General features: G+C 65.1%; 30 protein-coding genes and 1 pseudogene. 5 read left to right on the top strand and 26 right to left on the bottom strand.

What is annotated here, in order from left to right; translation table 11 throughout:
• Nucleotides 1-17 precede the first annotated feature (17 nt).
• From B9Y97_RS11960 to B9Y97_RS11930, 7 genes are read right to left on the bottom strand one after another with little or no spacing between them, the layout of a single operon-like run.
• Complete coding sequence (locus B9Y97_RS11960) at nucleotides 18-653, bottom strand: DUF6441 family protein (protein WP_085526950.1); 636 nt, start codon at nucleotides 651-653, stop codon at nucleotides 18-20.
• Nucleotides 650-961: a head-tail joining protein gene (locus B9Y97_RS11955; RefSeq protein ID WP_085526949.1), complete on the bottom strand. Its 312-nt coding sequence runs from the start codon at nucleotides 959-961 to the stop codon at nucleotides 650-652. Before B9Y97_RS11955 ends, B9Y97_RS11960 begins: the two co-directional genes overlap by 4 nt.
• Nucleotides 961-1,974 (bottom strand): major capsid protein, encoded by a 1,014-nt coding sequence (locus B9Y97_RS11950; RefSeq protein WP_085526948.1) that lies wholly within the window; start codon nucleotides 1,972-1,974, stop codon nucleotides 961-963. Before B9Y97_RS11950 ends, B9Y97_RS11955 begins: the two co-directional genes overlap by 1 nt.
• 24 nt (nucleotides 1,975-1,998) lie before the next feature.
• Nucleotides 1,999-2,370 (bottom strand): head decoration protein, encoded by a 372-nt coding sequence (locus B9Y97_RS11945; protein ID WP_085526947.1) that lies wholly within the window; start codon nucleotides 2,368-2,370, stop codon nucleotides 1,999-2,001.
• A 4-nt stretch (nucleotides 2,371-2,374) separates the two neighbouring features.
• Complete coding sequence (locus B9Y97_RS11940) at nucleotides 2,375-3,367, bottom strand: head maturation protease, ClpP-related (RefSeq protein WP_176224358.1); 993 nt, start codon at nucleotides 3,365-3,367, stop codon at nucleotides 2,375-2,377.
• A 4-nt stretch (nucleotides 3,368-3,371) separates the two neighbouring features.
• On the bottom strand, nucleotides 3,372-4,871 hold the full coding sequence (locus B9Y97_RS11935) for a phage portal protein (RefSeq protein WP_254900906.1): 1,500 nt from the start codon (nucleotides 4,869-4,871) through the stop codon (nucleotides 3,372-3,374).
• A gap of 3 nt (nucleotides 4,872-4,874) precedes the next feature.
• On the bottom strand, nucleotides 4,875-5,090 hold the full coding sequence (locus tag B9Y97_RS11930) for a phage head-tail joining protein (protein WP_085526945.1): 216 nt from the start codon (nucleotides 5,088-5,090) through the stop codon (nucleotides 4,875-4,877).
• Between the two features lie 47 nt (nucleotides 5,091-5,137).
• On the opposite strand from B9Y97_RS11930, the gene B9Y97_RS11925 reads away from it, so the two are divergent.
• Nucleotides 5,138-5,752: a plasmid pRiA4b ORF-3 family protein gene (locus B9Y97_RS11925; RefSeq protein WP_085526944.1), complete on the top strand. Its 615-nt coding sequence runs from the start codon at nucleotides 5,138-5,140 to the stop codon at nucleotides 5,750-5,752.
• Here the strand turns inward: B9Y97_RS11925 and B9Y97_RS11920 are convergent, their stop codons facing one another.
• Nucleotides 5,753-7,651: a phage terminase large subunit family protein gene (locus B9Y97_RS11920; protein WP_254900905.1), complete on the bottom strand. Its 1,899-nt coding sequence runs from the start codon at nucleotides 7,649-7,651 to the stop codon at nucleotides 5,753-5,755.
• Nucleotides 7,599-8,135 (bottom strand): terminase small subunit, Nu1, encoded by a 537-nt coding sequence (locus B9Y97_RS11915; protein WP_254900904.1) that lies wholly within the window; start codon nucleotides 8,133-8,135, stop codon nucleotides 7,599-7,601. Before B9Y97_RS11915 ends, B9Y97_RS11920 begins: the two co-directional genes overlap by 53 nt.
• A 141-nt stretch (nucleotides 8,136-8,276) precedes the next feature.
• Here B9Y97_RS11915 and B9Y97_RS18140 point away from each other — a divergent pair, with 141 nt between their 5' ends.
• The 3 genes from B9Y97_RS18140 (at nucleotide 8,277) to B9Y97_RS11905 (ending at nucleotide 9,403) form a co-directional block, all read left to right on the top strand.
• The gene (locus B9Y97_RS18140; protein WP_176224357.1) at nucleotides 8,277-8,459 is read left to right on the top strand and encodes a hypothetical protein; all 183 of its coding nucleotides are present in this window, start codon (nucleotides 8,277-8,279) and stop codon (nucleotides 8,457-8,459) included.
• An 11-nt stretch (nucleotides 8,460-8,470) separates the two neighbouring features.
• Nucleotides 8,471-8,746: a hypothetical protein gene (locus B9Y97_RS11910; protein ID WP_085526941.1), complete on the top strand. Its 276-nt coding sequence runs from the start codon at nucleotides 8,471-8,473 to the stop codon at nucleotides 8,744-8,746.
• A gap of 90 nt (nucleotides 8,747-8,836) precedes the next feature.
• Nucleotides 8,837-9,403 carry a DUF3489 domain-containing protein gene (locus B9Y97_RS11905; RefSeq protein ID WP_085526940.1) on the top strand — a complete coding sequence of 189 codons (567 nt, stop codon included), beginning with the start codon at nucleotides 8,837-8,839 and terminating at the stop codon, nucleotides 9,401-9,403.
• A 25-nt stretch (nucleotides 9,404-9,428) separates the two neighbouring features.
• Here the strand turns inward: B9Y97_RS11905 and B9Y97_RS11900 are convergent, their stop codons facing one another.
• The 5 genes and pseudogenes from B9Y97_RS11900 to B9Y97_RS11885 form a co-directional block, all read right to left on the bottom strand.
• Nucleotides 9,429-10,142: a DCL family protein gene (locus B9Y97_RS11900; RefSeq protein WP_085526939.1), complete on the bottom strand. Its 714-nt coding sequence runs from the start codon at nucleotides 10,140-10,142 to the stop codon at nucleotides 9,429-9,431.
• A 53-nt stretch (nucleotides 10,143-10,195) separates the two neighbouring features.
• On the bottom strand, nucleotides 10,196-10,438 hold the full coding sequence (locus tag B9Y97_RS18135) for a DUF7220 family protein (protein ID WP_085526938.1): 243 nt from the start codon (nucleotides 10,436-10,438) through the stop codon (nucleotides 10,196-10,198).
• Nucleotides 10,435-10,917 carry a hypothetical protein gene (locus B9Y97_RS18365; RefSeq protein ID WP_254900987.1) on the bottom strand — a complete coding sequence of 161 codons (483 nt, stop codon included), beginning with the start codon at nucleotides 10,915-10,917 and terminating at the stop codon, nucleotides 10,435-10,437. The genes B9Y97_RS18135 and B9Y97_RS18365 overlap by 4 nt, the downstream gene beginning before the upstream one ends.
• Nucleotides 10,918-11,119: 202 nt before the next feature.
• Nucleotides 11,120-11,629: pseudogene (locus B9Y97_RS18360) on the bottom strand (DNA cytosine methyltransferase); the annotation flags it as partial.
• A gap of 3 nt (nucleotides 11,630-11,632) precedes the next feature.
• Entirely contained in the window at nucleotides 11,633-12,859 is a 1,227-nt protein-coding gene (locus B9Y97_RS11885; protein ID WP_085526936.1) for a DNA modification methylase, read from the bottom strand.
• Nucleotides 12,860-12,891: 32 nt separating this feature from the next.
• Here B9Y97_RS11885 and B9Y97_RS17945 point away from each other — a divergent pair, with 32 nt between their 5' ends.
• Entirely contained in the window at nucleotides 12,892-13,257 is a 366-nt protein-coding gene (locus tag B9Y97_RS17945; protein ID WP_139828288.1) for a hypothetical protein, read from the top strand.
• A gap of 407 nt (nucleotides 13,258-13,664) precedes the next feature.
• Here B9Y97_RS17945 and B9Y97_RS11880 read toward each other — a convergent pair whose 3' ends face one another.
• The 12 genes from B9Y97_RS11880 to B9Y97_RS11825 form a co-directional block, all read right to left on the bottom strand.
• Nucleotides 13,665-14,840: a Fic family protein gene (locus tag B9Y97_RS11880; protein WP_085526935.1), complete on the bottom strand. Its 1,176-nt coding sequence runs from the start codon at nucleotides 14,838-14,840 to the stop codon at nucleotides 13,665-13,667.
• Nucleotides 14,841-14,914: 74 nt separating this feature from the next.
• Complete coding sequence (locus tag B9Y97_RS11875; RefSeq protein WP_085526934.1) at nucleotides 14,915-15,346, bottom strand: DUF6362 family protein; 432 nt, start codon at nucleotides 15,344-15,346, stop codon at nucleotides 14,915-14,917.
• A complete protein-coding gene (locus tag B9Y97_RS11870) occupies nucleotides 15,336-15,539 on the bottom strand; it encodes a hypothetical protein (protein ID WP_139828424.1) in 204 nt (67 codons plus the stop codon). The genes B9Y97_RS11875 and B9Y97_RS11870 overlap by 11 nt, the downstream gene beginning before the upstream one ends.
• A 5-nt stretch (nucleotides 15,540-15,544) precedes the next feature.
• On the bottom strand, nucleotides 15,545-16,027 hold the full coding sequence (locus tag B9Y97_RS11865; protein ID WP_085528233.1) for a crossover junction endodeoxyribonuclease RuvC: 483 nt from the start codon (nucleotides 16,025-16,027) through the stop codon (nucleotides 15,545-15,547).
• 464 nt (nucleotides 16,028-16,491) lie between these two features.
• On the bottom strand, nucleotides 16,492-18,819 hold the full coding sequence (locus B9Y97_RS11855; protein ID WP_176224356.1) for an AAA family ATPase: 2,328 nt from the start codon (nucleotides 18,817-18,819) through the stop codon (nucleotides 16,492-16,494).
• Nucleotides 18,820-18,863: 44 nt separating this feature from the next.
• Nucleotides 18,864-19,622: a hypothetical protein gene (locus tag B9Y97_RS11850; RefSeq protein WP_085526931.1), complete on the bottom strand. Its 759-nt coding sequence runs from the start codon at nucleotides 19,620-19,622 to the stop codon at nucleotides 18,864-18,866.
• Nucleotides 19,622-19,828 (bottom strand): DUF6511 domain-containing protein, encoded by a 207-nt coding sequence (locus B9Y97_RS11845; protein ID WP_085526930.1) that lies wholly within the window; start codon nucleotides 19,826-19,828, stop codon nucleotides 19,622-19,624. Before B9Y97_RS11845 ends, B9Y97_RS11850 begins: the two co-directional genes overlap by 1 nt.
• On the bottom strand, nucleotides 19,821-20,084 hold the full coding sequence (locus B9Y97_RS17940; RefSeq protein ID WP_139828287.1) for a hypothetical protein: 264 nt from the start codon (nucleotides 20,082-20,084) through the stop codon (nucleotides 19,821-19,823). The genes B9Y97_RS11845 and B9Y97_RS17940 overlap by 8 nt, the downstream gene beginning before the upstream one ends.
• Entirely contained in the window at nucleotides 20,081-21,763 is a 1,683-nt protein-coding gene (locus B9Y97_RS11840; RefSeq protein WP_085526929.1) for a DEAD/DEAH box helicase, read from the bottom strand. Before B9Y97_RS11840 ends, B9Y97_RS17940 begins: the two co-directional genes overlap by 4 nt.
• A 13-nt stretch (nucleotides 21,764-21,776) precedes the next feature.
• Complete coding sequence (locus tag B9Y97_RS11835) at nucleotides 21,777-22,403, bottom strand: hypothetical protein (RefSeq protein WP_085526928.1); 627 nt, start codon at nucleotides 22,401-22,403, stop codon at nucleotides 21,777-21,779.
• 20 nt (nucleotides 22,404-22,423) lie between these two features.
• Nucleotides 22,424-23,299 (bottom strand): ATP-binding protein, encoded by an 876-nt coding sequence (locus B9Y97_RS11830; RefSeq protein ID WP_085526927.1) that lies wholly within the window; start codon nucleotides 23,297-23,299, stop codon nucleotides 22,424-22,426.
• Complete coding sequence (locus B9Y97_RS11825; RefSeq protein ID WP_085528231.1) at nucleotides 23,296-23,784, bottom strand: hypothetical protein; 489 nt, start codon at nucleotides 23,782-23,784, stop codon at nucleotides 23,296-23,298. Before B9Y97_RS11825 ends, B9Y97_RS11830 begins: the two co-directional genes overlap by 4 nt.
• Nucleotides 23,785-23,796 lie beyond the last annotated feature (12 nt).

Here is a 23,796-nt window from a genome sequence, read left to right as displayed (position 1 = left end):
GAAAATGCACTTCAAGCCTACGTAGATAGCCGTCCCTCCACCCAGTTCGCCACGATCAGCCCCGGCACGCTGTCCAACGCCCGGTCGGCGTCGCGCGCGAGGTCCAGCCGCTTCGGCAGCTTGACCTGCGGCACCAGCAGGAAGATCGGCGCGGTGACCTTGCCGCGCCCGGTCTTCGAGCGCGACACCACCGCCTGACCCTTCGCGTTCAGCCGACCCTCCGCCACCAGCAAGCTCGGACCCGTCCGGCGATAGACGAAGCGCAGGCGCAGCCCGCGTCGCCGTTCCCATTCACCAGGGGTGATCCGGCCGCCGCGCAGGGACTTGCCCGCTGCGGGCAGCGGAATCGCCAGCCAAAACCCATTCTTCGAGCGGATCAGCGGGCCGGTGTCGTGCGCGCCCACGATGACCGGGGCCTTCGACCAGACCAGTGCCGCCGCGTCCAGGCTCTCGCCCGACCTCGGGAATGTCTGGCTCCGGATCGAGTTGGCGAGCCGGGTGCCAAGCCCCGCGCCGGTGATCTGAGCGCGCCAGGCGGCTTTTAGCCCGGTCCCTGCCTCCCGGATCGCAGCCGAGACGGCGCGTTCACCTGCCGCGACCTCGGCCGCCATCATCGCGACGATGTCGGGATCGATGTCGAGCTTCAGTTTCATGCTGGTCTCAAATCCACGGTCCAGACGAGCCGCTCGCGGTCGCGGACCGGCTCGCCCTGGATGAGAAAGCCCTCGCCGTCGATCTCGATGCGGTCGCCAGGACGTGGGGTAGGCACCTCGGCCACGCGCAGGTCGATGCGCGCGGTCTCGGACCAGAGCCGCGCCTCCCCAAACCCGGTGACCTCATCCGCGCGGCGGGTGACCACGCGGATGAGTTGGGACACGCCGCCCTCTGGCGTGTAGACCGCCTCCCGGCCGATGTTGTCATCGGCGAAGAGCGCGTCCAGAGCCGTGGCGACGGCTGACATCAGGTCCGCCGTGCGCCGCGCAGCACCTGCGGGCGGGTGCAGATCGGCAGCGGGTTGCTTTCGATCTCGAGGCGCACCCATTCGTCGCGGTCGCGGTCCGGGATCATCCGGGCATAGAGCGGCAGGCCGACGGTGTTGACCGTCTCGAACGTGTCGGCGGGCGCGTAGTAGATCTCGAACAGCCCCTCGACGCCCTCGGGGTAGAAATACGCCTTGTCGGTCGGCACGCCAAAGCCGAGTCCCCCACGGTAGCGGCGGAAGGTGATACCGCCGAAGCTGACCTCCTCCCCTACCCTGCCCCGCAGATCGGCAGCGGCAGCAGTGTTGAGATAGGTCTCGCGCACCTCCTTGTGGGCCACGAGATCGGCAAAGAAGGCCGAGCCGCATTCGGCGCGCAACTGCACCTGGCCAGCCGCCAGCCCGCCCAGCGTATCCTCGACGCTCTCGATCATCGCCTGGCAGCGCTTGCGCAGCGCACCAGAGCCCGGTGTCGCATTGTCGAGATCGAAATCCACCTCGGCCGCCGGAGTGATGTTGAACTCGGTGTAATAGTCGATGACCGTGGCCCCGTCCTTCGGATCTTTCACCACGCCCTGAATGCCGTTGAAGAGGTGGAACTCGAAGGTGGCCTCGGCGTCGTTGCGCAGGCGGCCCATCTTGCGAGCGACCTCGGTCTGCACCTGCTGCACGGCAGTTTCCGAGCCGAAGTCGCGGATCGCCTGGATCTCCGAGGCCCAGAGCACGTCCTGCTTCTTGAACTGGCGGCACACAAACGCCCGCATCTCGCGGCGCTCGGGGATCTGGCTCTCATAAGCCGAGCCGCGTTCCGAGAACGGGATCAGCGACAACGTGCCGTCCCGGCTCTCGATCATCACGGTGCGCGCACGCACACCGCGCGACCCGAAGATGTTCGCGCCCGACAGGATCGCGGGCTTGTAGGGGATGTTTTCGAGCGCGCGGGTCAGCTCGATGATGGTGAAGGCATCGCCTTCGAAGATGTCCATGGTGGCCATGGGGATGTCCTTTCAGTTTCAGGCTCAGCGCAGGATGATGCCGAGCGCGGCCAGAGCCGTGGTGGCGGTGGTGATCTGGGCCTCGGTGGCACCCTCGGGGAAGCTGATCTCGTGACGGTTCACGATGGCCGGCCCGCGCAGGAGCACGACGCCAGGCGCATCGGCATCGGTGGCGTCGACATCGGCCCAGAGGATGCCGGCAGCATTCTGGCTGCCGTTCGAGGCCCCGGGAGTGAGCACGGTGAACTTGCCGCCCGTGGTGATCTTGCCCAGCACGGTGCCGGGTGCGAGCTTGCCAGCGTCGGACGCGAGGGTGACGGTTTCGCGGGTGTAATCGCGCAGCACTTCCCAGACGAGGAAGCCGCCGGGATGGGGACCTTCAGTGAGCGTGGTCATGAATTCAGCCTTTCAGTTTGAAGGTGCGGGCGATGACATCGCCCCAGGGGCGCGTGGTCTCGCTGCGTCCGGGTTGCGGGTGATGGGGGTTGATCTGCGGTGATGCCTCGGCCTTTGCGGCAAGCAGGCTGGCGCGGACCCGATCCAGACTGGCGTCTTCCTCCAGGAACCGGCCTGCCATCTGCGGCTGACCCGCAAGGCGACAGAGATCGATCACGGCGCGCGCATGCGCGATGGCCTCGGCCCGGATGGCGCTGGCATCCGGCGCAGTGTTGGCAGCGGCAACAGTGCTGTCAGGCTCGTCCGCCTCGGGCGGCGGCGTGGGATCAACAGCCGGCGCGACATCGTTGGCGTCTCCAACGATGTCCGATCCTGTCGCGGCCTCCTCCGGTTCGGCGGCCTCGACCGCCTCCACCAGCCCGGGCGGTGCGTTACGGAACTGCGCAATTTCGAAGCGCGCGGCGATGCGCACTGGCTCCGCGATGCGCGTGGCGAGGCCTGCCGCCAGCGCATCGGCCGCGTCGAACCAGGTCTCGGTGGCCATCAGCGCGGCGATGTCTTCCTCGGGTTTGCCGGATTTGGCGGCATATCCGCGCAGCATGCTGGCGGCGATCTTGTCGAGCGTTCCGGCCATGTCGCGCATGTCCGCCGCCGTACCCATGACCAGCCCGGAGGGGTCATGGATAATCAGGAAAGCGTTTTCCGGCATGACGATCTCGTCGCCCGCCATGGCGATGTAGCTCGCGGCCGAGGCGGCGATGCCGTCGATCCAGACGGTGATGTTCCCCTCATGCCTCTGCAATGCGTTGAAGATCGCCACGGCATCGAAGACCGAGCCGCCGGGGCTGTTGAGCCGCAGGTCGATCGGCGCGTCATCCGGCAGCGCGCCCAGCTCGGCCAGAAACCCCTTGGCCGAGACGCCATAGGCGCCGATTTCATCATAGATCAGCACTTCCGCCCCGGAGGCCCGGGCGCGGATCGTGTACCAGCTGTTCATGGTGTTACTCCTGTTCGGATTGTTCGGCGGACCCTGTGCCCTCGGCATCCGTGTCCGGCGTCCGGGTGGGCGTAGCCCGCGCACCCTGCGTCTCGCCGGGGCCGGTTCTGTAGCGAAGCCTCAGCTGCTTTGTTCGCGCGGCATCGGCTGCATTCTCGCGGTCGACTTCCTCGATGTCGTAGCCAGTGGCCTCGACCACCTTGCGCCGTGAGGTGATGCCCGCCTCCATCGCCAGCACTTGCGCCTGGATATCCTTGAGCGGATCGACCCAATCCCAGCGTGGCGGGATCCACTGCACCATCCTTGCGCCAGCGGGATCGGAAAGGGTTAGACGCCCTGCCAGCTGCGCCGTCTCCAGCCAGCGCGCCCAGATGGGCCGGCAGAGCTGATGTGCAATCACCCCGTGCTGCAATTGCTGCACGCGGCGGCGGAACTCGACCAGTTCGGCGCGCAAGGATGAATAGTTGGCCTGCCGCACATCGCCGGTCACAAGGTGGTAAGGCAGTCCCAGCGAGGCCGAGACCGCAAGCAGCGTGCGGTATTGGAATGCCTCATAGCCGCCGCCCACATCCGCGGGGCTGGAGAACTTCACGTCCTCCCCAGGCAGCAGGACCTGCATCGTTCCGGGCTCAAGGCTCGCGATGGCGGCGCCGTCAAGGTCGGCGTCGCTCTCCCCCATCATCGGGTCTTCCGGCGCGGTCTTGGTGATGAAGCCTGCGAACATCGCTGCGGTCTTCTTCCGGTCCAGTTCCGCGTCATCGTATTGATCGAGCAGGAACAGCCGCACCATGGCCGGGGCCACGTGCGGGAGGCCCCGGATTTGCCCTGCGTCGATCGGCCGGTAGATATGCAGCACATCCTCGGCAGCCACGCGCACCGTTTCCGGCACCGCCACCCGCTGATCGGTGCTGTCGCCCGGATGGCTGCGGCGGAAATGATAGGCCACCCGGCGGCCGATCAGATCGAACTCGATCCCGCACCGGATCAGGTTACCGTTGGCGGCCGTGCCGGTCTTTTCAAAAGGCAGCATTTCCGATTGCAGCAGCTGCATCTGCAGCGGCACCAGCAGGCCATCTTCAGCCCGGCGCGGCCGCATCCGCACGAAGCACTCGCCCGCCACAAACATCTCCCGCGCGACCATGGCCTGCAGCCCGTAGAAATCGGTCAGCCCGTCGGCATCGGCCTCATCCGTCCAGGCGAGCCAGAGCCGCTGGACCTGATCGCGCAATTTCGCATCCTCGATCAGCGAGGATGGCTTGATGCCATCCCCCACCATGTTGGACGCGAAGGCCTCGCAGGCATTCGCCGCATAGCCGTTGGTGACCACCAGTTCCCGGGCGCGGGCCAGCAGCTTCGGGCCGCCCGACGCGACCAGCGAATTGATGTTTTCCAGTGGCGGGTTCCAGCCCCGCAGCCGGCGTTTGGACATGGCGCCTTCGAGACGCGCACGCACGGCAGCGGGTCCGCTTCCACTGGAGCGGCGAAACCGGTCGAACAGCCCCATGGATCACAGCCCCTTCGCCGTTGTCACGCGCACATGGCGCACGATGCGCCGCCCCTCGAGGCCCGCGATCTCGCGGTCCAGCGCCTCGATCGCCCGGTCGATCTCGGCCACGCTGCGGTAGTCAACGGTCTTGCCGTCATAGCTGACCCGCGCCACGCCCGAAGAGCGTTGCGCAGACAGCGCCTCGCGGCGGGCGCGGAGGTCGGTGATTGTCGGCATGACGCGCGCCTTCTATGCTTTGAGCAGTGCTGCCGCACGGAGGAACCATGTCCGAACCTGTCGCCCGTCTGCTGATCGAACTTGAGGACATCACCCCTCGTATCTGGCGGCGGGTCGATGTCCCTGCCGCGATCACGCTGGCGACATTGCATGAGGTCATTCAGGCCGTGATGCGCTGGGAATACGCGCATCTCTACGAATTTCGTGCGGGCGAACGGCTTTATGGCGATCCGCTTCCCGGGATGGAAAGCACGTCACGCCGGATGCACAAGGCAAAGGGCGTCCGTTTGAACCAGCTGATCGACCGCGGCGTGGACCGCCTCCTCTATGTCTACGACCTCGGCGACGACTGGCGGCACCGCGTTACCGTTGAAAATGTCCGCGACGGTCTTGCCGACACCGATTACCCGCTCTTCGTCGAAGGCGCGCGCCGGGCACCACCTGAGGATGTGGGCGGCGTGCCCGGCTTTGAGGGGTTCTTGGATGCAGTCCGCGACCGTCGGCACCCGCAACACGCGGAGCTTCTGGAATGGGCCGGTGGCGTTTTTGATCCCGAGGATATCGAGCGACGCGAAATCGATCTCGACCTCGCACTGCTGGCCGAGTTCCGGCGCAGGGTTCGGACCGGCCATCGGAGCCGTTCCAAGAAGCAGAACGATTGATCACCCCATGTAACTCGACCGCACGGACCGCCGCCGCGCGGACGGGCGTGGCGGGGATTTCGCGGCCACATCCCCGTCTGATCCCGCAGCTTCGACCGCCAACTGCCGCTCCAGCTCCTGCCACCGCGCCTCCGACCAGCGATCCGCCCCGGCGATCCATGCCGCCGCCCGGGCATAAACCCGGCAATCCAGCGCCTCGTTGCGCTCGCGCAGCTTCTGCCATTCGAGCTTCGTGAAGCCGCGCTTGTTCTTGATCGTGACCAGCTGCTCGGCCGTCAGCTGCTTGAGCCATTCGCTGTCAGCCCAACTGGGCAGATGCACCGCTCCCGCCGGAAACGATGCACCGGTTGTGATTTCCTCCGGCGTCGGCCGGTCCTGGCGCAGGAAGCGGTAAGTCTCGGCCTTGAACGTCGAGGTCGCCACGCTCCACAACCGCGCGCCGCGCCGCAGACGCTTGCCGCCGATGGTCGCGTCCACGAAGGTCGGACCCGTGACCGGACTTGCGCGGTTGAACCCCTCGAGCCCCTTGACCGGGGCAACCTGGCCAAAGCCAACCTGGCGCGCCCAGGCGTAGACCGCGCTGGTCTCATAGCCGGTGTCTATCGCCAGCTTCGCGATGGTCAGGTGCTGGCCGCTGGCGTGTGCCCATGTGCGCCCGAGCAGGTCAGCCAGCTCCTGCCAGCAATCCGGATCTCCGGGCCCGCCCTCGATCACGACATGATCGATCAGCCAGCTTTGCAGCCCCCTGCCCCAGGCCCAGACATCAACTTCGATCCTGTCCTTCTGCACATCCGCGCCTGCCGTCAGGAACAATCCACCCGCAGGCACCGTGCCGGGTTTCCATTCCTCCTTCTGCCCCTGCAGGCGCTGCCAGTCTGGTGCCTCGCCACTTTCTATCCAGGTCTCGCCCAGCGAGGTGTTGATGAAGGTCTTCATCATGTCGTCCCCACCAGCCCGCGCTGACAGGAAGGTCTTGACCATCGCCGCCAACCGGACCCAGGGCGAATAGATCTCGTTGAGATGGAACCCGGCTGTGCCTGCAAAGGGCTGCTCGGCCACCCAGTGCCCCTTTGATACCGCCGCCCAGCGGACCTCATCCCGCCAGGCTGCATCGCAGTCGATGCAATGATAGCGCGCGGTTTCAGGCTTGTGGCTGCCGTCCGCGTCCTTGTCCCACCGCACCTGCGGCCAAGTCAGGATCTGCTCGGCCCCGCAGTCCGGGCAAGGCACCCAGAACCGCCGCTGATCGCTTTCCTCGAACGCCGCCTCGATCCGGCTCGCCCCCTTGTTCGTGGGCGTCGAGACCAGCACGATCTTGCGGTTCCAGAAGGTTACAGTCCGCTTGCGCGCCAAATTCACCGGGTCACCCTCGGCCCCGGCGCTGAACGGGTAGCGGTCGACCTCGTCGCAGAGGAGCAACCGGATCGGGCGGCTTGCCAGGCCCGAGGGCGCGTTGGCGCCAACGATGGTCAGATGGCCGCCCGGAAAGCGCTTGTGCAGGATCTTGTTGTTGCCATCCCGCGATTTGGGGTTGGCGATCTTGTTCTGCAGACAAGGCGTATCGCGCGCCATTGGCGAGAACCGGTCCTTCGACCAGGTCTCCGCGTCCCGCTCGGTCGGCATCACCACCATGATCGGCGCCGGGTCGTGGTCGATGTGATACCCGACCATGTTCAAGAGCGACTCCGATTTGCCGATTTGGCTGCTGGACATGATGACCACGGTTTCAGCGGCCGGATCAGAGATCGCGTCCATGATGCCACGCTGGTATTCAGCCCGGCTTGTGCGCCACTGGCCGGGCTCGGCGCTGGCCTCCGAACTCAACCGTCGGTTCTGATCCGCCCAGTCACTGATCGTCAGGTCCGGCGGTGGCCGCAGCACCGCCAGCGCCTTTTCCACGGTGCGCTTCAGGATCGGCGAGCCCTTCAAGATCAACATCGGTCTCGAGTTCAATGTCTGGCTGCGCGAGATCATCGAGCACCTCGCGGATCGCGGCACGGATCAGGTTCCGGGTGTCTCCGACGGTTGATTGGTCAAAAGCCTGCGGAGCCAGTCGATCCGGCAGCGCCAGCAGGCGGGTTCTCAGAAGCGCCAGCACGGCGATCCATGCCGCCTCGATCTGATCGGCCGCGATAAGCGACAGCCGCTTTTCCTCCGCTTCCATCTCGGCGAGGTCGGCTCGCGCCCGGATGAACCGCGCTCGTTCGGCCGCATAGTCCGGGGCCCCGGCTTGGGCGCGCGCGGCCTGGTCGCGCAGATAGCGCACATAGCCACGCACCGATCCGATCAGGTCATATTGCCCGCGCTCTGCTTTCGGGATCACGCCCTCCCGGCTCAGCTGCTGGACCCGCCGCTCCGAGAGATCGAGCAGCTTGGCGATCACGCCGATAGGTTGGGTCGCCGATGACATGAAGTGATTCCGCTACCCCGACTAAAGCCATGTAATTGCTTCGATTATACTGGATAGAGCGCCCGAGTAGAGCGAACCTGACTGCATCAACCGACGCAGCCAGGAGTCACCCACATGACCATCGCAGAACGCTACAACGCCGAGGCCAAACGCCTCCTGCCGCACATGGCGGCAGACCTCACCGTCGACCCCACCATCAACACCGCAAACGAGATCGACGAAATCGTCTTCCGGCGCAGCGAGTACCTCGGCGGGATGGCCTGCGCGATCCTCGCCCTGATCAAACAGCAGAACTGAGGGCCACGACGATGACCACGCCCCGTCTGAACCCGATCACCACCCCGCGCCACGAACTCCGCGCCGAGAAGGCTCGGCGCAACAAGGAAGCCGCCCTCAGTGCCTTCATTGGAAAGAAGGCCGAGATCGACGAAATGCTCGCCCGCCTGCAGGCGCTCAGCGACGACCATTTCAACTGCCACCCCGACGAGGTGGGCTGGGCGATGGTCGGCACCCTCGAACACTACGCCAGCCTGCTCAAGCGCATCACCGACAGCGCCTTCGGCGAGGGCGAACACGCGGAGTGAACAAACGCTTCCCGGGTCCCGCCCGCCGACTGGCGGGCTCGACCTCGTAGAAGGGCCCGCATCCCGCGCGCCCCGATACGGGAGACGAATATGACCCAGCTTTCCGACACCCAAGCCCTGATCCTGAGCAAAGCTGCCCAGCGGCCCGAGCACATCGCCCTGCCGCTGCCTGACAGCCTGCGCGGCGGCGCCGCAGCCAAGGTGGTCGACGCGATGCTCGCGAAGGGCTTCCTCGAAGAGGTCGACGCCGACATGCGCAAGGGCGAGCCCATGTGGCGCGAGACCGGCGATGGCCACGGCGTCACGCTGGTGGCCACCGACGCGGGCCTCGCCGCCATCGGCATCGAGGCCGTGGACGCGAACACCGCGCCTGCGGGCGCGACGGACGCGCCGACCGAGGAGCCCGCGCCGGACACCCCCACCGAACCGGAGACTGCGCCCAAGACGCGCACGCCGCGCGAGGGCACCAAGCAGGCAACGCTGATCGCCATGCTGCGCGCGCCGGACGGCGCGACCATCGAAGAGATCATGGTCGCGACGGGCTGGCAGTCGCACACGGTGCGCGGCGCGATGGCCGGGGCGCTAAAGAAGAAACTCGGACTCGAAGTGACCTCGGAGAAGATCGAAGGACGCGGGCGGGTCTACCGGATCTTGTGAAAGATTGGGACCCCAGACGGTCGGGTTAGGTCAGCTTCACCCGGCCATCCTTGATCCTGTTGCGGGATGACTGTGCAAGGTTGATCGCACTCTTCACGATATCAAGCTTCGCAACTCGCGAGTGATAGCCGCGAAATGCTTCAGCCAAATCCCCATCGGTGACTTCTGGCGATACTTGCTCGTCTAGCCCTGATGTAATCGGCACCTGATCGAGATTCATTCCACGCCCTTCAAGGAAGGTTGTGACGATGACTTCGAAAGTCATTGGCGGCCTGTGATCCATGTGCGCTTCGTCCCGTACAATCCTTTCACGTGTCACGGCGCACGAGACTTTGCCGTCCTCACCACGATGATCGGAAAAAAACTTGTCACGAGCAGCATATAGATCGAACTGAATGACTCGACGAAAAGCCGCCGAAACCTCTTGCTTTCTGCTTGGCGGCCGTTGGGTGATGCAGTGCCTGTAGGAGAAGTCCGTTCCCGTGCCATCAATGCGGACGATCCTGAAGCAGTTCGTCCCGTGCTCTGTTGCCATAACTTCGAAATGATCGACGCCTTTGCCCACCTTCTGCGGGTACTCATCATGGCGCTCAAGCAATGCTGACAAGTCCAGAGCGTCATCATCGGAGACCCGGTCACCGGCCTTGTAGCGACCCAACATCTCGCGAAAAAATTCTGTCGCCTTCGACTGATTGTCGAAGCTGCGGGTCGCGATTTCAACAGGTTTCCCTCGGGCCATGTTCAACCTCTGTGCTTTATCGCAACGAAGATAAGCACTTCGGCAAGCTGGCGTTAGCCCGAGTTATCGAGTGACGGAGAGTTTTTTGTACGCATCGCCTCGAACAGTCGCCGCAGGACGTAAGACCGCGCTATGCTCACCACGGTGAACACCGCGCCCATCTTCAGGTTTTGCGTCAGCGTCGTGTGCAGCCCGAAGATCGGGAAAAGCAGGATCTGCGTCACGACGGCGACGCCGTAACCGACGATCACGTTGGCGACGGACTCGACCAGCGACATGGCGCGCGACTGCTTCATCCCACCACCTCATCCATCGGCCAGCAGTTGAGCAGCCAAAGTTCGCAGCGCATGCGCTGCAACCAAGGGAACCACGCCGTTGCCACAGAGGCGAAGCCGGTCCACCCGATGGGCCAACCCATCAGAGCCTCGACGAACAGCGGGTTCAAGGTACGGCGCGCATCGCAGGTATCGTTCCCACCCATCGGCGTCACCAGGACCTGGCGGCCAAGCAGCCCGTTGACCGGCGTGTTCGCCAGTGTCGTCGCCCCGTCCTTGTGATCCCGCGCTGTCGGCGTCATCCACATGCGGCTGGCATGGGTCAGATCGGCCGTCTTGCGGTTCCCAGCACTCGGCTTGCAGCCGTCGTTCGCCATCGGCGTCGGCCAGTCGCGCGCCATTCCGTCCAGACCCTTTTCGTGTTTCCGGTCGCCACCCCGGCTGCGGAAACTGTCCGTCTGCGGCGTCGGCCACAGCGCGGCGCTCGTCGCGAGGTTCATTCCGTGCCGGCCCGCTTCCTGCGAGGGCGTCGGCTTGGTTTGCCGGTTCTCGTTGGCGCTGGCCCTCGGCGTCGGCCACAGCCGCAGCAGTTCCGTTCGGTTTCCGCCACTCGACCGGGTCCCAGAGCAGGCGCGCGGGGTCGGCCAACTCATCGCCCTCGCGGACGGCGAGGATGAAGAGCCGCTCGCGCTTGTGGGGCGCACCGACTTCCGCCGCCGTAAAGAGGCCTGCCGCAAGCTTGTAGCCCATGCCGACCAGTCCGCTGGCGACTTCGGGGAAACCGAGGCGGAGATGATTGGCGACATTCTCAAGGAAGACGAAGGGCGGTTCGACTTCGGCGATGATGCGCGCGACATGCGGCCAGAGGTGGCGCGGGTCGTCCGCGCCCCGGCGCTTTCCCGCGACGGAGAACGGCTGGCACGGATAGCCCGCAGTGACGATATCCACCGCGCCACGCCAAGGGCGGCCGTCGAAGGTTCCAACATCGTCCCAGACAACAGCCTGATCCAGGGACGCGTCTTCCATCCGCGCCACGAGAGTGGCTGCGGCGTAGGTTTCCCGTTCGACATGGCCCACAGCACGATATCCGGGGATGGCGATGGTGAGCCCGAGGTCGAGACCACCTGCGCCGGAACAGAGCGAGAGGCCGAAGAGGCATGCGTCTCCGGCTCCGGAAGCGTCTCTGGAGGAAGGTAAAGCCAGGTCATGCATGCCTCAATCTTCTTTGGTCTTGATCGTGTTGAACGTCTCGTCCGAGTCCGAGAGAACGGCGTCCTTGCCAGTGAACTGCTGCCACCGCTCCACCGCCACATCGACGTAAGCCGGGTTCAACTCGATTCCGTAGCAGACCCGCCCGGTGGTCTCGGCCGCGATCAGCGTGGTCCCCGACCCCATGAAGGGCTCGTAGACGGCCTGACCCGGGCTGGAGTTGTTGAGTATCGGGCGGCGCATGCATTCGACGGGTTTCTGCGTCCCGTGTACCGTCTTGGCGTCCTGGTCCTTGCTCGGGATCTGCCACAGCGTCGTCTGCTTGCGATCGCCCGCCCAGTGACCCTTGCCGGTCTTCTTGACAGCGTACCAGGCCGGCTCGTGCTGCCAGTGATAATCGCCCCGGCTCAGCACCAGCCGTTCCTTGGCCCAGATGATCTGCGAGCGGATGTTGAAGCCAGCCGCCTCAAGGCTTTCCGCGACCTCTCCCGCGTGCAGCGCGCCGTGCCAGACATAGGCGACGTCGCCGGGAAACAGCGCCCAGGCCTCGCGCCAATCCGCACGGTCGTCGTTCAGCACCTTGCCGGTGCGTTTGGTCTTGGCCGCGCCCGCCTGGTTGCGCCAGCTCGGGTCGTAGTCCACACCGTAGGGTGGGTCTGTGCACATGATGAGCGGCGTCACGCCGTCCAGCACCCGTTCGACATCGGTGGCCACCGTGCTGTCGCCGCAGAGCAGCCGGTGGTTGCCGAGGATCCACATGTCGCCGGGGCGGCTGACCGGATCTTCCGGGATGTCCGGAATGTCATCCTCGCCCTCCTGCGGGCCGGTTCCCGCATCGAGGCTGTTCATCAGCGCGTTCAACTCGTCATCGGTGAAACCCGTCAGGCCAAGATCAAAATCCGCCTCAAGCAGGTCCGCCAGTTCGAGGTTCAGCAGGTCCTTGTCCCACTCGGCGTTCTCGCTCGAGCGGTTGTCCATGATCCGGAAAGCGCGGGCCTGGGCCTCGGTCAGCCCCTTGGCAACATGCACCGGCGCGGTCTTCAGGCCGAGCTTGCGGGCTGCTTCCAGCCGCGTGTGCCCGGCCAGAACCACCATCGCCTCATCGACCACGATGGGCTGGCGCCAGCCAAACTCCTGGATTGAAGCCGCAACCGTGGCGATGGCCTGCGCGTTGTTGCGCGGGTTGCGCGCATAGGGAATGATCTGCTCGAGCGGCAGGTCCAAGACGTCCATGGATGGCTTCCGGATTGGGATGAGGCGGTTCGGTGCCGATCGCCTGCGGTCGGGTTCAGATTTCAATGGTATGCGCAGACAAGGGCGGCTATTCTGTCCATGCAGTTGCAGACCGACGAGCTCTCGGGGTGCGTAGCCGGTTTGAATTGCAGCCTTCCTCCAAGATCATCGCCCTGACGATATCAAAGTCAGGCAACCCTGATTTTCCACTGCACCTCGTCGGCTGGCATGAGCTTGTCGATCATTTGGCTGAAGGAAACTCAATGTCCAAGGGCAACAACAAACGCGGGAACAAAGAGATCAAGAAACCCAAGCAGGAGAAGCCGAAGGTTTCGGCGACTGCTGCTGCGGCAGAGGGCAAGTCCTCGCTCGTTCTTGCCGGCAAGAAGATCAAGTAGCTCTCACCAAAGGTTGGCGCGATCCCCGCCAACCCGCATCCGCCGGAAGCGCTGTCGGCAGACCACCTGCAGCGCACCGACCCTCTCGCAGGGCGCGAACCGAAATGGGGTCAGCCCCCCGTTTCGGTTCGGGCGTGGTGCGTCAGGCCGTCCGGCCCTTGTTTCTTTGGGGATGCGCGCAAAGCGAAACGAAACGGCTGTTTTCGGTGGCGTCACTGGGAAAGCGCAGCACTTCGCCCCCCCGTATACGTTTGCGGCCGGGAAGGACCCGTACAATCCGTCTCTCACCCACGTCTCTCGCGAGTATGCCCGATTTGTAGCCCACAGCGCCGGATTTGTCTCGTCCGCCGGTGTCTCACGGAAAAATGTCTCACGATTCCGGAAGGGGTTGACAGGCTTGACGGCGATCAGGCGCGCAACGGCTCAGTTCCCCGATTCAGAAGCGCGAGATAGTCGGAATATGCGTAAATGCGGCCGCGCTGCTTGCCGGTCGTCTCGCGCACGATGCCAAGATCCGCCAGCTTCTCGAGCGCGCCACTCGCGGTCGGGAACGAGGTCTTGAGACCGTCCGCGACCGTCTGGATGGTGACGATCGGCCGGGCCTGCATGAACTCATGCACACGCAGCGCCGACGGTGCGGACCGTCCGAGCGTTCCGATCTGCTGGCGGTGCGCCTCGAACATGGCGATCAGGTCGCGTGCGGTCTCCGAGGCTTGCTCGGCCGTCTCTGCGACCCCGGTGAGGAAGAACTCCATCCAGGCTTCCCAGGCGCCGGCCTGGCGGACTTCCTGCAGGAGCCGGTAGTAGTCGTCACGCCGGGACTTCAGGAACAGGCTGAGGTAGAGGATCGGCTCGCGCAGAACGCCGGCCTCGACGAGGACGAGCGTGATGAGCAACCGTCCCAGCCGGCCATTACCGTCGAGGAACGGGTGGATGCTCTCGAACTGGACGTGGGCAAGCCCGGCCCGGATGAGCGGCGGGAGGCCCGCTTCGCGAGAGTGCAGGAAGTGTTCGAATGCATCGAGGCAGGCGTCGAGGTGGTTTGGCGGCGGCGGCACGAACAGGGCGTTGCCCGGACGTGTGCCCCCGATCCAGTTCTGCGAACGGCGGAACTCGCCGGGCTGCTTGGTGGCGCCGCGACCGGACCTCAGAATGATCTCGTGCATCTCACGGATCAGCCTGAGCGAAAGCGGGAAGCCGCCGCGGATACGGGCGACGCCATGCTCGATCGCCGCGACGTAGTTGGACACCTCGGTGACATCGTCCAGTTCGACCGTGGGCGCCTCGTCGTTTTCGAAGAGCAGCAGGTCGGACAGCGAGGACTGCGTCCCCTCGATCTGCGACGACAGCAGCGCCTCCTTGCGGACGTACATGTAGAGGAAAAGCGGCGTTGACGGCAGGATCGTCGTCACCCCGTCGAGGCGGCCGACCGCGGCGATGGCACGCTCGTAGACGCTCATCAGCTGCGGCAGGTCCAGCGGCGGGTCTGGCGGCAGCGGCGCAGGCACGAAGGCGCGCACGCATTCGCCGCCCGCGTTTGTTTCAACGAAGGTGCCCAGCCTTTGATTGCGGTCTTCCGTCATCGTGCGAACCTTTAACAACCGTTGCGCCTTATTAAGGCATATGGCCTCAAACTTGAATAGGCTTCGTTCCCTATTCAAGTTCCGTCCGCCTTCGAAACCACGAACTGCTTCGACCTGCCCTTGGGAATGCGACGGCCGTTCAGCCGCCAGACGATCACCGCGATGCCGTACTGCCAGCGCCGGTTCGCCGTGGCGCGGCTGATCCCCAGCTCCCAGCAGATCGGCTTCCACTGCCGGCCGTTGGCCCGGAGCCAGACGATCCGCGCATCGTCCTTCTCGAGCCAGCGCAGCCAGAGCAGCGCCTCCTCGGCCTGCGTGATCTCGCGCGGGCCCGGCCGGGGGCGACGCATCCGCGGCTCCTGGCCAACCTTGTCGCCGAAGCTGTGGAAGTACTCGGGCCAGGCGTTGAAATACCCCGTGGGTTTCACGCCGGGCAACTGGCGGAACACATCCGCCGCCAGTTCCAACCGGTCCTGCACAGGGCCTGTGGTCCAGTCATCGACCATTGCGCACCTCCCGGACTGCAGGCAGCTTACCGTAGAGCTTTTCGCCCAGCTGGCGGACCAGTTCGCGCTCGGGCCAGGTGAGCCGATGATCATCGAGCGAAACCGCCAGCATCTGCTGTTCATGCCAGCCGTCGCGCTTGACCTCGTCGGGATCGCGGCGGTGTCCGCCGTATCCCTTCGGCGTGAACCGCATGCCGCTCATTGCACACCTCCCCGGGTCTCGATGGCCCAGAGCAGGATGGCGATGGCGTCGGCCTCGTTGTCGTCCGCCGGGCTGAAACCACGATTGCGGGCGGCGTCAATCATGGCTTGCTTCGGCGCGTTGCCGCGACCGGTGGCGTGGCGCTTGATGGTGCCAACCGGGACGCCCTCATACGGGATGCTCCGCAGTTCCGCCCACGCGGTCAGCGTGGCCATCAGACCCCCGTAGACGTGGCTCGCGTCGGTGCCGGCATGGCGCCGGACCTCTTCGAACCAGATCGCCGCAATCGGCCCCGACAACCGGTTCAGCTCCGTCAGCCAGTTGGTGAACCGCAGGTAGCGCATGCCACCGCCGTCGTAGCGGCGGGGCTTGAAGCTGGCGGTGCCGCTGGTGATCAGCCCGTCGAAGCCGCGCAGCGCCCAGCCGGTCGTGGTGCCGAGGTCGAGGGCGAGGATGGTCCGCGCGGGCTCTGGCGGCATGGGCGGTTTCGGGGTTGCGCCGAGATTGGCGCTGGCGAGAGTCGTATCAGCCATGGGTGGTCTCCTTTTCGGGTTGGCTGCTCGGGTGGAAGACGACGGCGGTTGATGCTTGGCGGTACCGGCCGCCGTCGTCGGATTGATCTCGGTCCAGAACTTCGGCCCGAGAAAATTGCCCAGGGGTGGGTGGTGGCCTCCCCCCTTGCGGGGGAGACCACCCACCCCTTTAGGGGTGCTTTTTCCGAAATCTGGAATCTGGCGGAAGTCTCTGAATTCATTGAGATAATCCAGATTGCGGATCAGATTGCGGAGATGGCCATCCGAAATCTGGAATGAGCCCCTCAAGCCATTGAAAACCAATGTGAAAATCCAGATTACGGCCAGATTGCAGATTCCAGATTTCGCGAAATCTGGCCAGATTCCGGATATGAGATGCCAGATTCCGGATGGGATCAGGGCACCGAAACTCATGAATTCGCCCCCTCCGGACGGACCCAGATCTCGGGGTTTTCGACCGGCAAGACGGCCCCTGTCTGCGCGCATTTGTAATGGCTGGGGCGGACGCGAATGTGGGCGGGAAAGACTTCACCCGTATCGGGATCGGCCAGGTCTTCGCCTGTCGCCAGTTCCATGAATTCGGTACACAGGTATCCGTATTTGCTTCGATCCGTCGGCAAGCCCAGATCGCTGGCTGCATCCGCCTTGACGAACTTGATCACGCCCTTGGTGGTCAGGACGTTCAGCCGGTCACGGATGCTCGTTTGTCCGCTCAGACCGCCCTCGTTCTCGAATGACTCTGCGAAAAGCGTCATGGTGTACATGCGCCCCGCACGCGCTTCGCGTTCGAGGATATCGATGATCACCTCGCCCTTCCGATCCCGCTCGGCATCGTATTTTGCGCCGACCTCCTGACGGACGAGGCGTTCGTTCATCGGGTTGATCTCGACCCATTGACCGCCGACCTTGTCGATCACCTTGGGCGGCAGCCCGGGACCATTGCGCAGCTCGATCTCCAGCTTGCGCTGCGAGCAATCCTCGTCGGGGCGATGCAGGATCAGGCCGGTGGTGTAGAAGCCGCGCAGCGCGCTGGCGCCGGAGAGTGCGAGGAAGGGGTCCTCCTTGACCTGGTGCTTCGAGAGCTTCTTCGTGTGATGGACAAGGATCACGCCGCAGTCGGGATCGATGTGGTCACGCAGGACTTCCACGCGGTCCTTGAGGAAGAACATCATGGCGGTGTTGTCGTTTTCGCCGCCGCCATCGGGCCCGCCGTCAAAGAGGTTGCGGATCGGGTCGACGCAGAGGATGTCGGGCGGTGCCTCCGGGAACGCTTTTTGCACGGCGCGTGCCACGCGCACACTGCCCTCGTTGTCGAGCAGCATCTTCAGCTTGGGTGTGGCCACGAAGGTGTCGCGCGCCGCGGCCAGCACCTCTGGCGGCAGGGCGATCTGCTTCAGACGCTCGCGCAGGTAGTGATACTGGATCTCGGCCTGCAGGTAGAAGATGCGCAGCGGTCGCGGCGGGGTGAAGCCGAGGAACGGCACGCCCGCCGCCATATGGACCAGCCAGGAGATCAGAAGGTCGCTCTTGCCCACCTTGGGTGCGCCACCGAGCACCAGCAGCCCGCCCGGCGTCAGAACGCGCGGCGCGATGATGTCCTCGGGCATCGGGCTCTGGTCATCCAGCAGCGCGCCCAAGGTGAAGGCGGGCATCTCGTCGGGCGCGGGGGCGGCGCTGTCGAGCCGCACCAGTGGCGGTCCATACTTTTCGACATGCCGGGCCCAGAGCCGCTCGGATTCGCGCTTGAGCCGCTCCACCGGCCATTGGGGCCGCAGCATCGCGGCGTTGTAGCCGCAGATGCCTTCCCAGCCCTCGTCCTTCGACATCCGGCCCTCGTGGACCATGCGGATGAAATGGCCGATCGCAGCGGATGCGCCCTCGAAGCGGGACCAGTCGTCCTGCGCGCCCTCGCGCACGGGGGTCACCAGCACATCGTCCATGGCGGGCTTGTCGGGATGGGTGAACTCGGGCTGCAGGGACACACCCGCCGCGGGCGGCATGTCAGTCACGGCCTCGGTGAACTCGGCCAGATCGCGTTCGCGGTCGGCGTTCAACTCGACGATCCGGACCTGCGTTTTCAGGCTGTTCTTGTAATAGACCGAGCCCGCGACCCGGATCGGCTGGTGAGCGGAGCGGAAATGCATATCCCCGCCGATCTTGGCAGCAATGTCGCCGCGTAGTCGGCAGACGCGACGAATATCATCGCCCTCGGCGGGCTCGGTGAGCGCCCACCAGACGTGGGCCTTGCGCTGGCCCTCAGGTGTCACACCGCCGCTTTCCACCACCATGGTCGGCGCACCAAGATGGCGCTCCAGATGGGCGCGCTTGGCGGCAATGTCGCCGGTGTCGAGATCGACCACCACGGTCTGCATCTGCAGGATCTCGGCGGCCTTGGCCTGACCGGGCGCGGCCACGGTGCCGGGGATGACATAGACCGCTGCGCCCTCCCGCGAGGCCCATGTCGCGAGGGTCGCCATCTTCTCAGGGGCGGCCTCATCCGCTTCGATCCAGATGTTATGCGGGCGGCCATCGATGCCCTGACCCTTGTCGATGAAACTGCGGACGGGGATCAGCCCGTCGCAGTAGCCAAAGACGACCTGCATGAACTTTGCGATCTGCGCGGGGTCGGGCTCGTCGCCGAAGACGTCGATCTGCGGGGCTGCGTCGTTGAAGTCGCGCCACGGATTGAAATGGACGATGTTTTCCGTCGGCATATCTGGAGTTGTGTCGTCGCGCATGGGTGTGTCCTGGTCGGGCTCTGATGGATCGGTGGGCTCGTCGGTCACGCAGCCTGCCCCCAACACCGCTCGGCGTGGGCGCAGAACCGGCATTCGTAGAAATCGCGGTTGGCGGCGATGCGGGGCAGCAGTTCACCTGCATCTGTGGCCTGCAGGATCCTCACGGCGCGGTCGGACATACGCTGCGCCAGGTCGGCATCGAAGGGCACCAGCTCATGGTGCAGCTCGGCGGTGTCCTTGTTGATCGCGGTGAACAGCGCCGGTGCGGCCGATATCCCCGGCACCGAAGGCTCCATGTAGGCCTGGTAGATCGCGATCTGGGCGGCATAGACGGGTTTGGAGACAGTCACCCCATCCTTGACGCAGGCGCGCCAGTTCTTCGCGTTCATCGTCTTGCATTCCCAGAGCGCCGGGGCGCGCAGACCAAGTGCTGCCGGAGCGTCAGCAATGATCCCATCGACATGGCCCCGGATGCGACCGCCCGCGACGGAAAAGCCGAACTGGCCGCCATCGCGTTTTTGCGTGACCAGATCGATCCCGACCGCGCGCAGCCAGCGGATCGCGAGGTCCTCTAACTGGTGGCCGATCGCGAATATCCGCAGCGTCTGGCCGCCGAAATCAGCCCCCTCATCCTTTGGCGCAGCGGCAAACTCGAATTGCAACGCGCGTTCGCAGGCATGACCCAAGCGGGATGCGCCGAGATAAGTCCGGGGCGGCGTGGCCTCGCGCTCGGCAATGAGAGCGGTGTCGATCAGTTCGTTGATCCGCTCGGCCATGGACGGGCGATGATTGAAGTCCAGCATCAGAACGGCACCTCCGGTGTCTGGGCCCGGGCGATGTCCGCCATGGCCTCGCGGAACCCCTCGACGGCCTCCTCGATCAGGGCGCGCACCTGTGCCTCGGTCAGATCGGCGAATGTGGTCTGCCAACCGATCTCGTCCATCACCAGTGCGACGCGTTTCATGGTGGCGGTGATGGCGGCGCGCTCTTCTTCGGTCAGGTCAACCATGGCCACACGCTCCCGCGCCAAACGCGTCCACAAGCCTTGGCAGGGCATCGAGCAGAACCAGACCGATGGCCGGGGCCGCCACGTGCGCGTACGCGCATATTTCGATGATCGTGGCGGCAAAGCCGCCGGGCGGTGCGGATCGCGCCAGCCAAAACCACGCGTGGGTTGCCGGCAGACAGCACAGAGCGTTCCACGCGGATGCCAGAGACGCCGCCGCTCCTCGGCCGTGATGGGGGTTGAAGATGTCATGGGTCATGCCGCCCTCCGTTCGGATCCGGCCACCGCGTTCACGGCCGCCTGGATGGCGCGCTTGTTGAAGCCGAAGGTCATCAGCGCCGAGGCGCGGTAGCGCGTCAGACCGAAGTCGTGGCGGCACTCGGGCGGCAGGTATTTCAGCTGCTTGTCCGTCGGTGGCTGGCGCAGCCACCCTCGCGTCTTGAAGGCGCTTTCATCGCTCTCGTGGGTGTTGAGCCAATCGTCGGCCTGCGCGAGGCAGACGGTGCGTTCGCCGACGCCCAGCAAGCGTGGCCGCTCGCCCTTCGCGCCGCCAATGGCGTACCAGACCCCGTCCATCCAGAAGATGCCGCCCCAGGCTGTGAAGCCCGTGGCCATAAGCGCGTCGTCCGTGCCGAAGAGATCGACCCATGCGAAGCTGGAGCGTTTCAGCAGGTCGATCTCGGTCATGACAAAGCCCGAGAGCGGCATTGCGTCCGCGCCGGCTTCGCCCTCATCCTGCAGCAATACCTCGCCGCAGAGCGGGCATTCGGTGGCGGCGAGCGGGATCTCCGCCGCGCAGGCCGGGCAAGTTTTCGTCGGAGCTTCACCGGTGCCGATCTTGCCATCCAGATCCACATCCTGTTCCAGCGTTCCGTGGATCAGGCTCGACGTCCCGAAATCCAGCACCACGCAGTCGGTCTTGACGATGCCGGGGTGCTCCTCCGGATCGACGGTGCGCAGCCCGCGCCCGACCATCTGGATCATGGTGGATTTGTAGGAGCTGGGGCGCAGCAGCACGACGCAAGACGTCGGTGGGTGATCCCAGCCTTCCGTCAGCACGGCGACATTGACGACCACGCGGATATTGCCCGAGGCATAATCAGTCAGGATGGCCTTGCGGGTCTCGGAAGCCAGGTCACCATGGATCAGTGCGGCTGGGATCCCGGCCACGCGGAACGCCTCGGCCACATGCTCGGCGTGTGCGACGGTTGAACAGAAGACGACGGTCTGACGGTCGCCTGCCTTTTCGACCCAGTGGCGGATCACCTCGTCGGTGACCGGGGCGCGGTCCATGATGCCCGCGACCTCCGTCATGTCGAAATCCGACATGGTCTTGCGGACCGAGCGCAGCTCGTCCTGCACGCCCACGTCGATGACGAAGGTGCGGGGCGGCACCAAATGACCCGAGGCGATCAGCTCGCCCAGCCGGACCTGGTCGGCGACATTGTCGAAGACCTCGCGCAGTCCCTTGCGGTCGCCACGCGTCGGCGTTGCCGTGACACCGAAGATCCGCGCATCCGGGTTAGCATCGCGCACGCGATCAATGATGCGACGGTAGCTGTCGGCGACGGCATGGTGCGCCTCGTCGATCACCAGAAGATCGAGACGCGGCATGTCGGCCAGGTTCGGCGCCCGCGCCAGTGTGGGCACCATGGCGAAGGTGACGTCGCCGCTCCAGGATTTCGTCGTGGCGTCGATCACCGAAGTGGACACCTTCGGCACCACGCGCTGGAACTTGGCGCGGTTCTGCGCGGTCAACTCATCGCGATGCGCCAGAACACAGGCATTGGCGCCATCGCCGATCATCTCACCGGTGACCGCCGAGAGCATGATGGTTTTGCCCGCGCCGGTGGGCGCCACGCCCAGCGTGTTGCCGTGTTGGCCAAGCGCAGCAACACTGCGCTCGACGAAGGTTTTCTGGCGGGGGCGAAGGCGCATGACCGATCCCCCCTTACTGTGCCCAGCTCGGCCGCCCGGGGGCACCGGGGTTGGCTGCTGGCGGATTGGACGAGGACGTTGGGGCGGCAGCATTCTGCTGCGGAGTGGCCCCCGGCCCGGCGTTACCGCTGAACGGCAGGGGCGCCGTGCCCATGATCTGCGCATAGTCGCGATGGTCAGGCGTGACCGCGCTGCGGATCTCGTTCTTGTCGTCGCCGCTGGCATCGGTGCCGATGTCGATGCGCGCGATGAACTCGATCCCGTCGAGATCGGCAAAGCCACTGATGCGCCGCGCGGCCTGCGCTTCCGCCGACATGTCCTTGTCGGAAATCCCGCGCGCCGAGTTCAGCATGCCGCGCACCAGGCTGCGGCCCATGTTGGTCCAATCCGGCCCCTTGGGGCTGTAGAGGCCAATCAGCGTGAAGATCTTGCGACGGGCATACGGACCCTCGGTCACGGTGAACTCACCGTTGAGATAAACAGCACCAGTGGAGCCGCGCGTGGCATAGCCGCCGGTCCAGCCTTGCGAGGCATCGTCGAACCCGCCGGGGCGGATGGTCAGGCGCACCTTGGCCAGCGTGCCCTTGGGGATGAGGTTGGAGTTGCTTTGCGCGTCGTTGAAGTCGTTCCAGGAACCCATGGGGAACCTCCTTTTTTTGATCAGGATTGCGGTTGGGAAAGGTCGGCACCGGCCGGATCGGCGGGTGGCGGGGCGTAGGTCAGCCGGTCGGATGGAGGCGCCGCTGCCGTCCGGATCTTCGCCATCAGGCGGCCGAGATGAGGCTCTTCGACTTGGGCCAGGCGGCCGGAGCGATCCTTGGCCGGAAAGCTCCAGGGGTTGATCGTCTGGCAGACAAAGGCGCGATACGGATCGCCGCCGTCGGCCTTCAGTTCCGCCATGGTGATCACCTCATCGACGATCCCCGGCAGCTCGAGCCCGGTCTTGGAGCCATCGATCTGCGGCCGGAACACCTTGCGATTGAAGTCGTCGAGCTTCTCGTCGAGGATCCCGACGAACCAGACGTTCTTGGCCCGCGTATGCTGCAAATGGGTGAGCCAGCCGATCATCTCGCGGCCGTGCAGGCCGTAAGCGCCACGCACATCCGGCTTGCCGGTCTTTTCCGACAGCGCTTCGGGCTGGCCTTTGCACCAGCCGAAGCACAGCCGCCCGGCAACAGTGATCGAGTCGACGAAGATGGTGTCGTAGCGATCGAGTGCTGTTGGATCTCCGAAGCGTTCGCAGACCGCATTGTAATGCGCCGGGCTATAGGGTTGCTCGTCGCGCAGCGCCGGGTTGGGTCCGCCGATGAACACCGCGAAATCCCGGCATTCCGTCCAGGTCCGCGGCCGGATGCTGTCACCGGACCAGCCCTCAATGGCGAGATCGCCCGCTTCGAGATCCATGAACAAGGTGCGGTCAGGATCGAGGGTCCAGAGGAGGGAAGTCTTCCCAATACCGGATTTCCCGAAGATGCAGCCCTTGATGCCGCGCGGCTCGGCCAATCGCTGGTCGGCGCTTATGATGGGGAGGCTCACTGGTCAGCCCCCTGCGCGAGGATCTCGACCTTCAGCGTGCCGGGCCGGACGGTGCGCGCGGGCTCGAAACCCTGCCGGATGGCCTCGGGCCATGCAGCGTATTTGCGCTCCGGCACCTTGAAGGAGAGATCGACATATTCGGCAGGGTCGTCACCTGCATCGCGGATCCGCGCGACCATGTCGGCCAGTCGGTCCTGATCCCAATCCACCCGCTTCGGCAGATCAGCGACCACGGTGAAATCACCATCGTCGAACCGGACGGTGCCGGTGTCCTTGGCTTGAGCCTGCCGTTCTTCGGCGGCGCGGGTGGCATAGCGGACAGCCAGTCCGGCATCGAAGCGGGCCTTGGCAGCCTTGTCGCGCTTCAGACGCTCGTCGATCTCGCGCTGCAGAATCGCCAGCAACTCGACCGGCAGGGCCGCGATCTCGGCCGCGCTGAGCGACGGCAGATCGTCAGGCGTGGGGGTGTTGTCGGGAAATGGCATGAAAGGGTCTCC

The sequence above is a fragment of the Maritimibacter sp. HL-12 genome, assembly GCF_900177545.1.
GTDB lineage: Bacteria > Pseudomonadota > Alphaproteobacteria > Rhodobacterales > Rhodobacteraceae > Sinisalibacter.
Note: the sequence above shows the minus strand (reverse complement) of the source record. Positions and strands in the feature narration are given on the sequence as shown.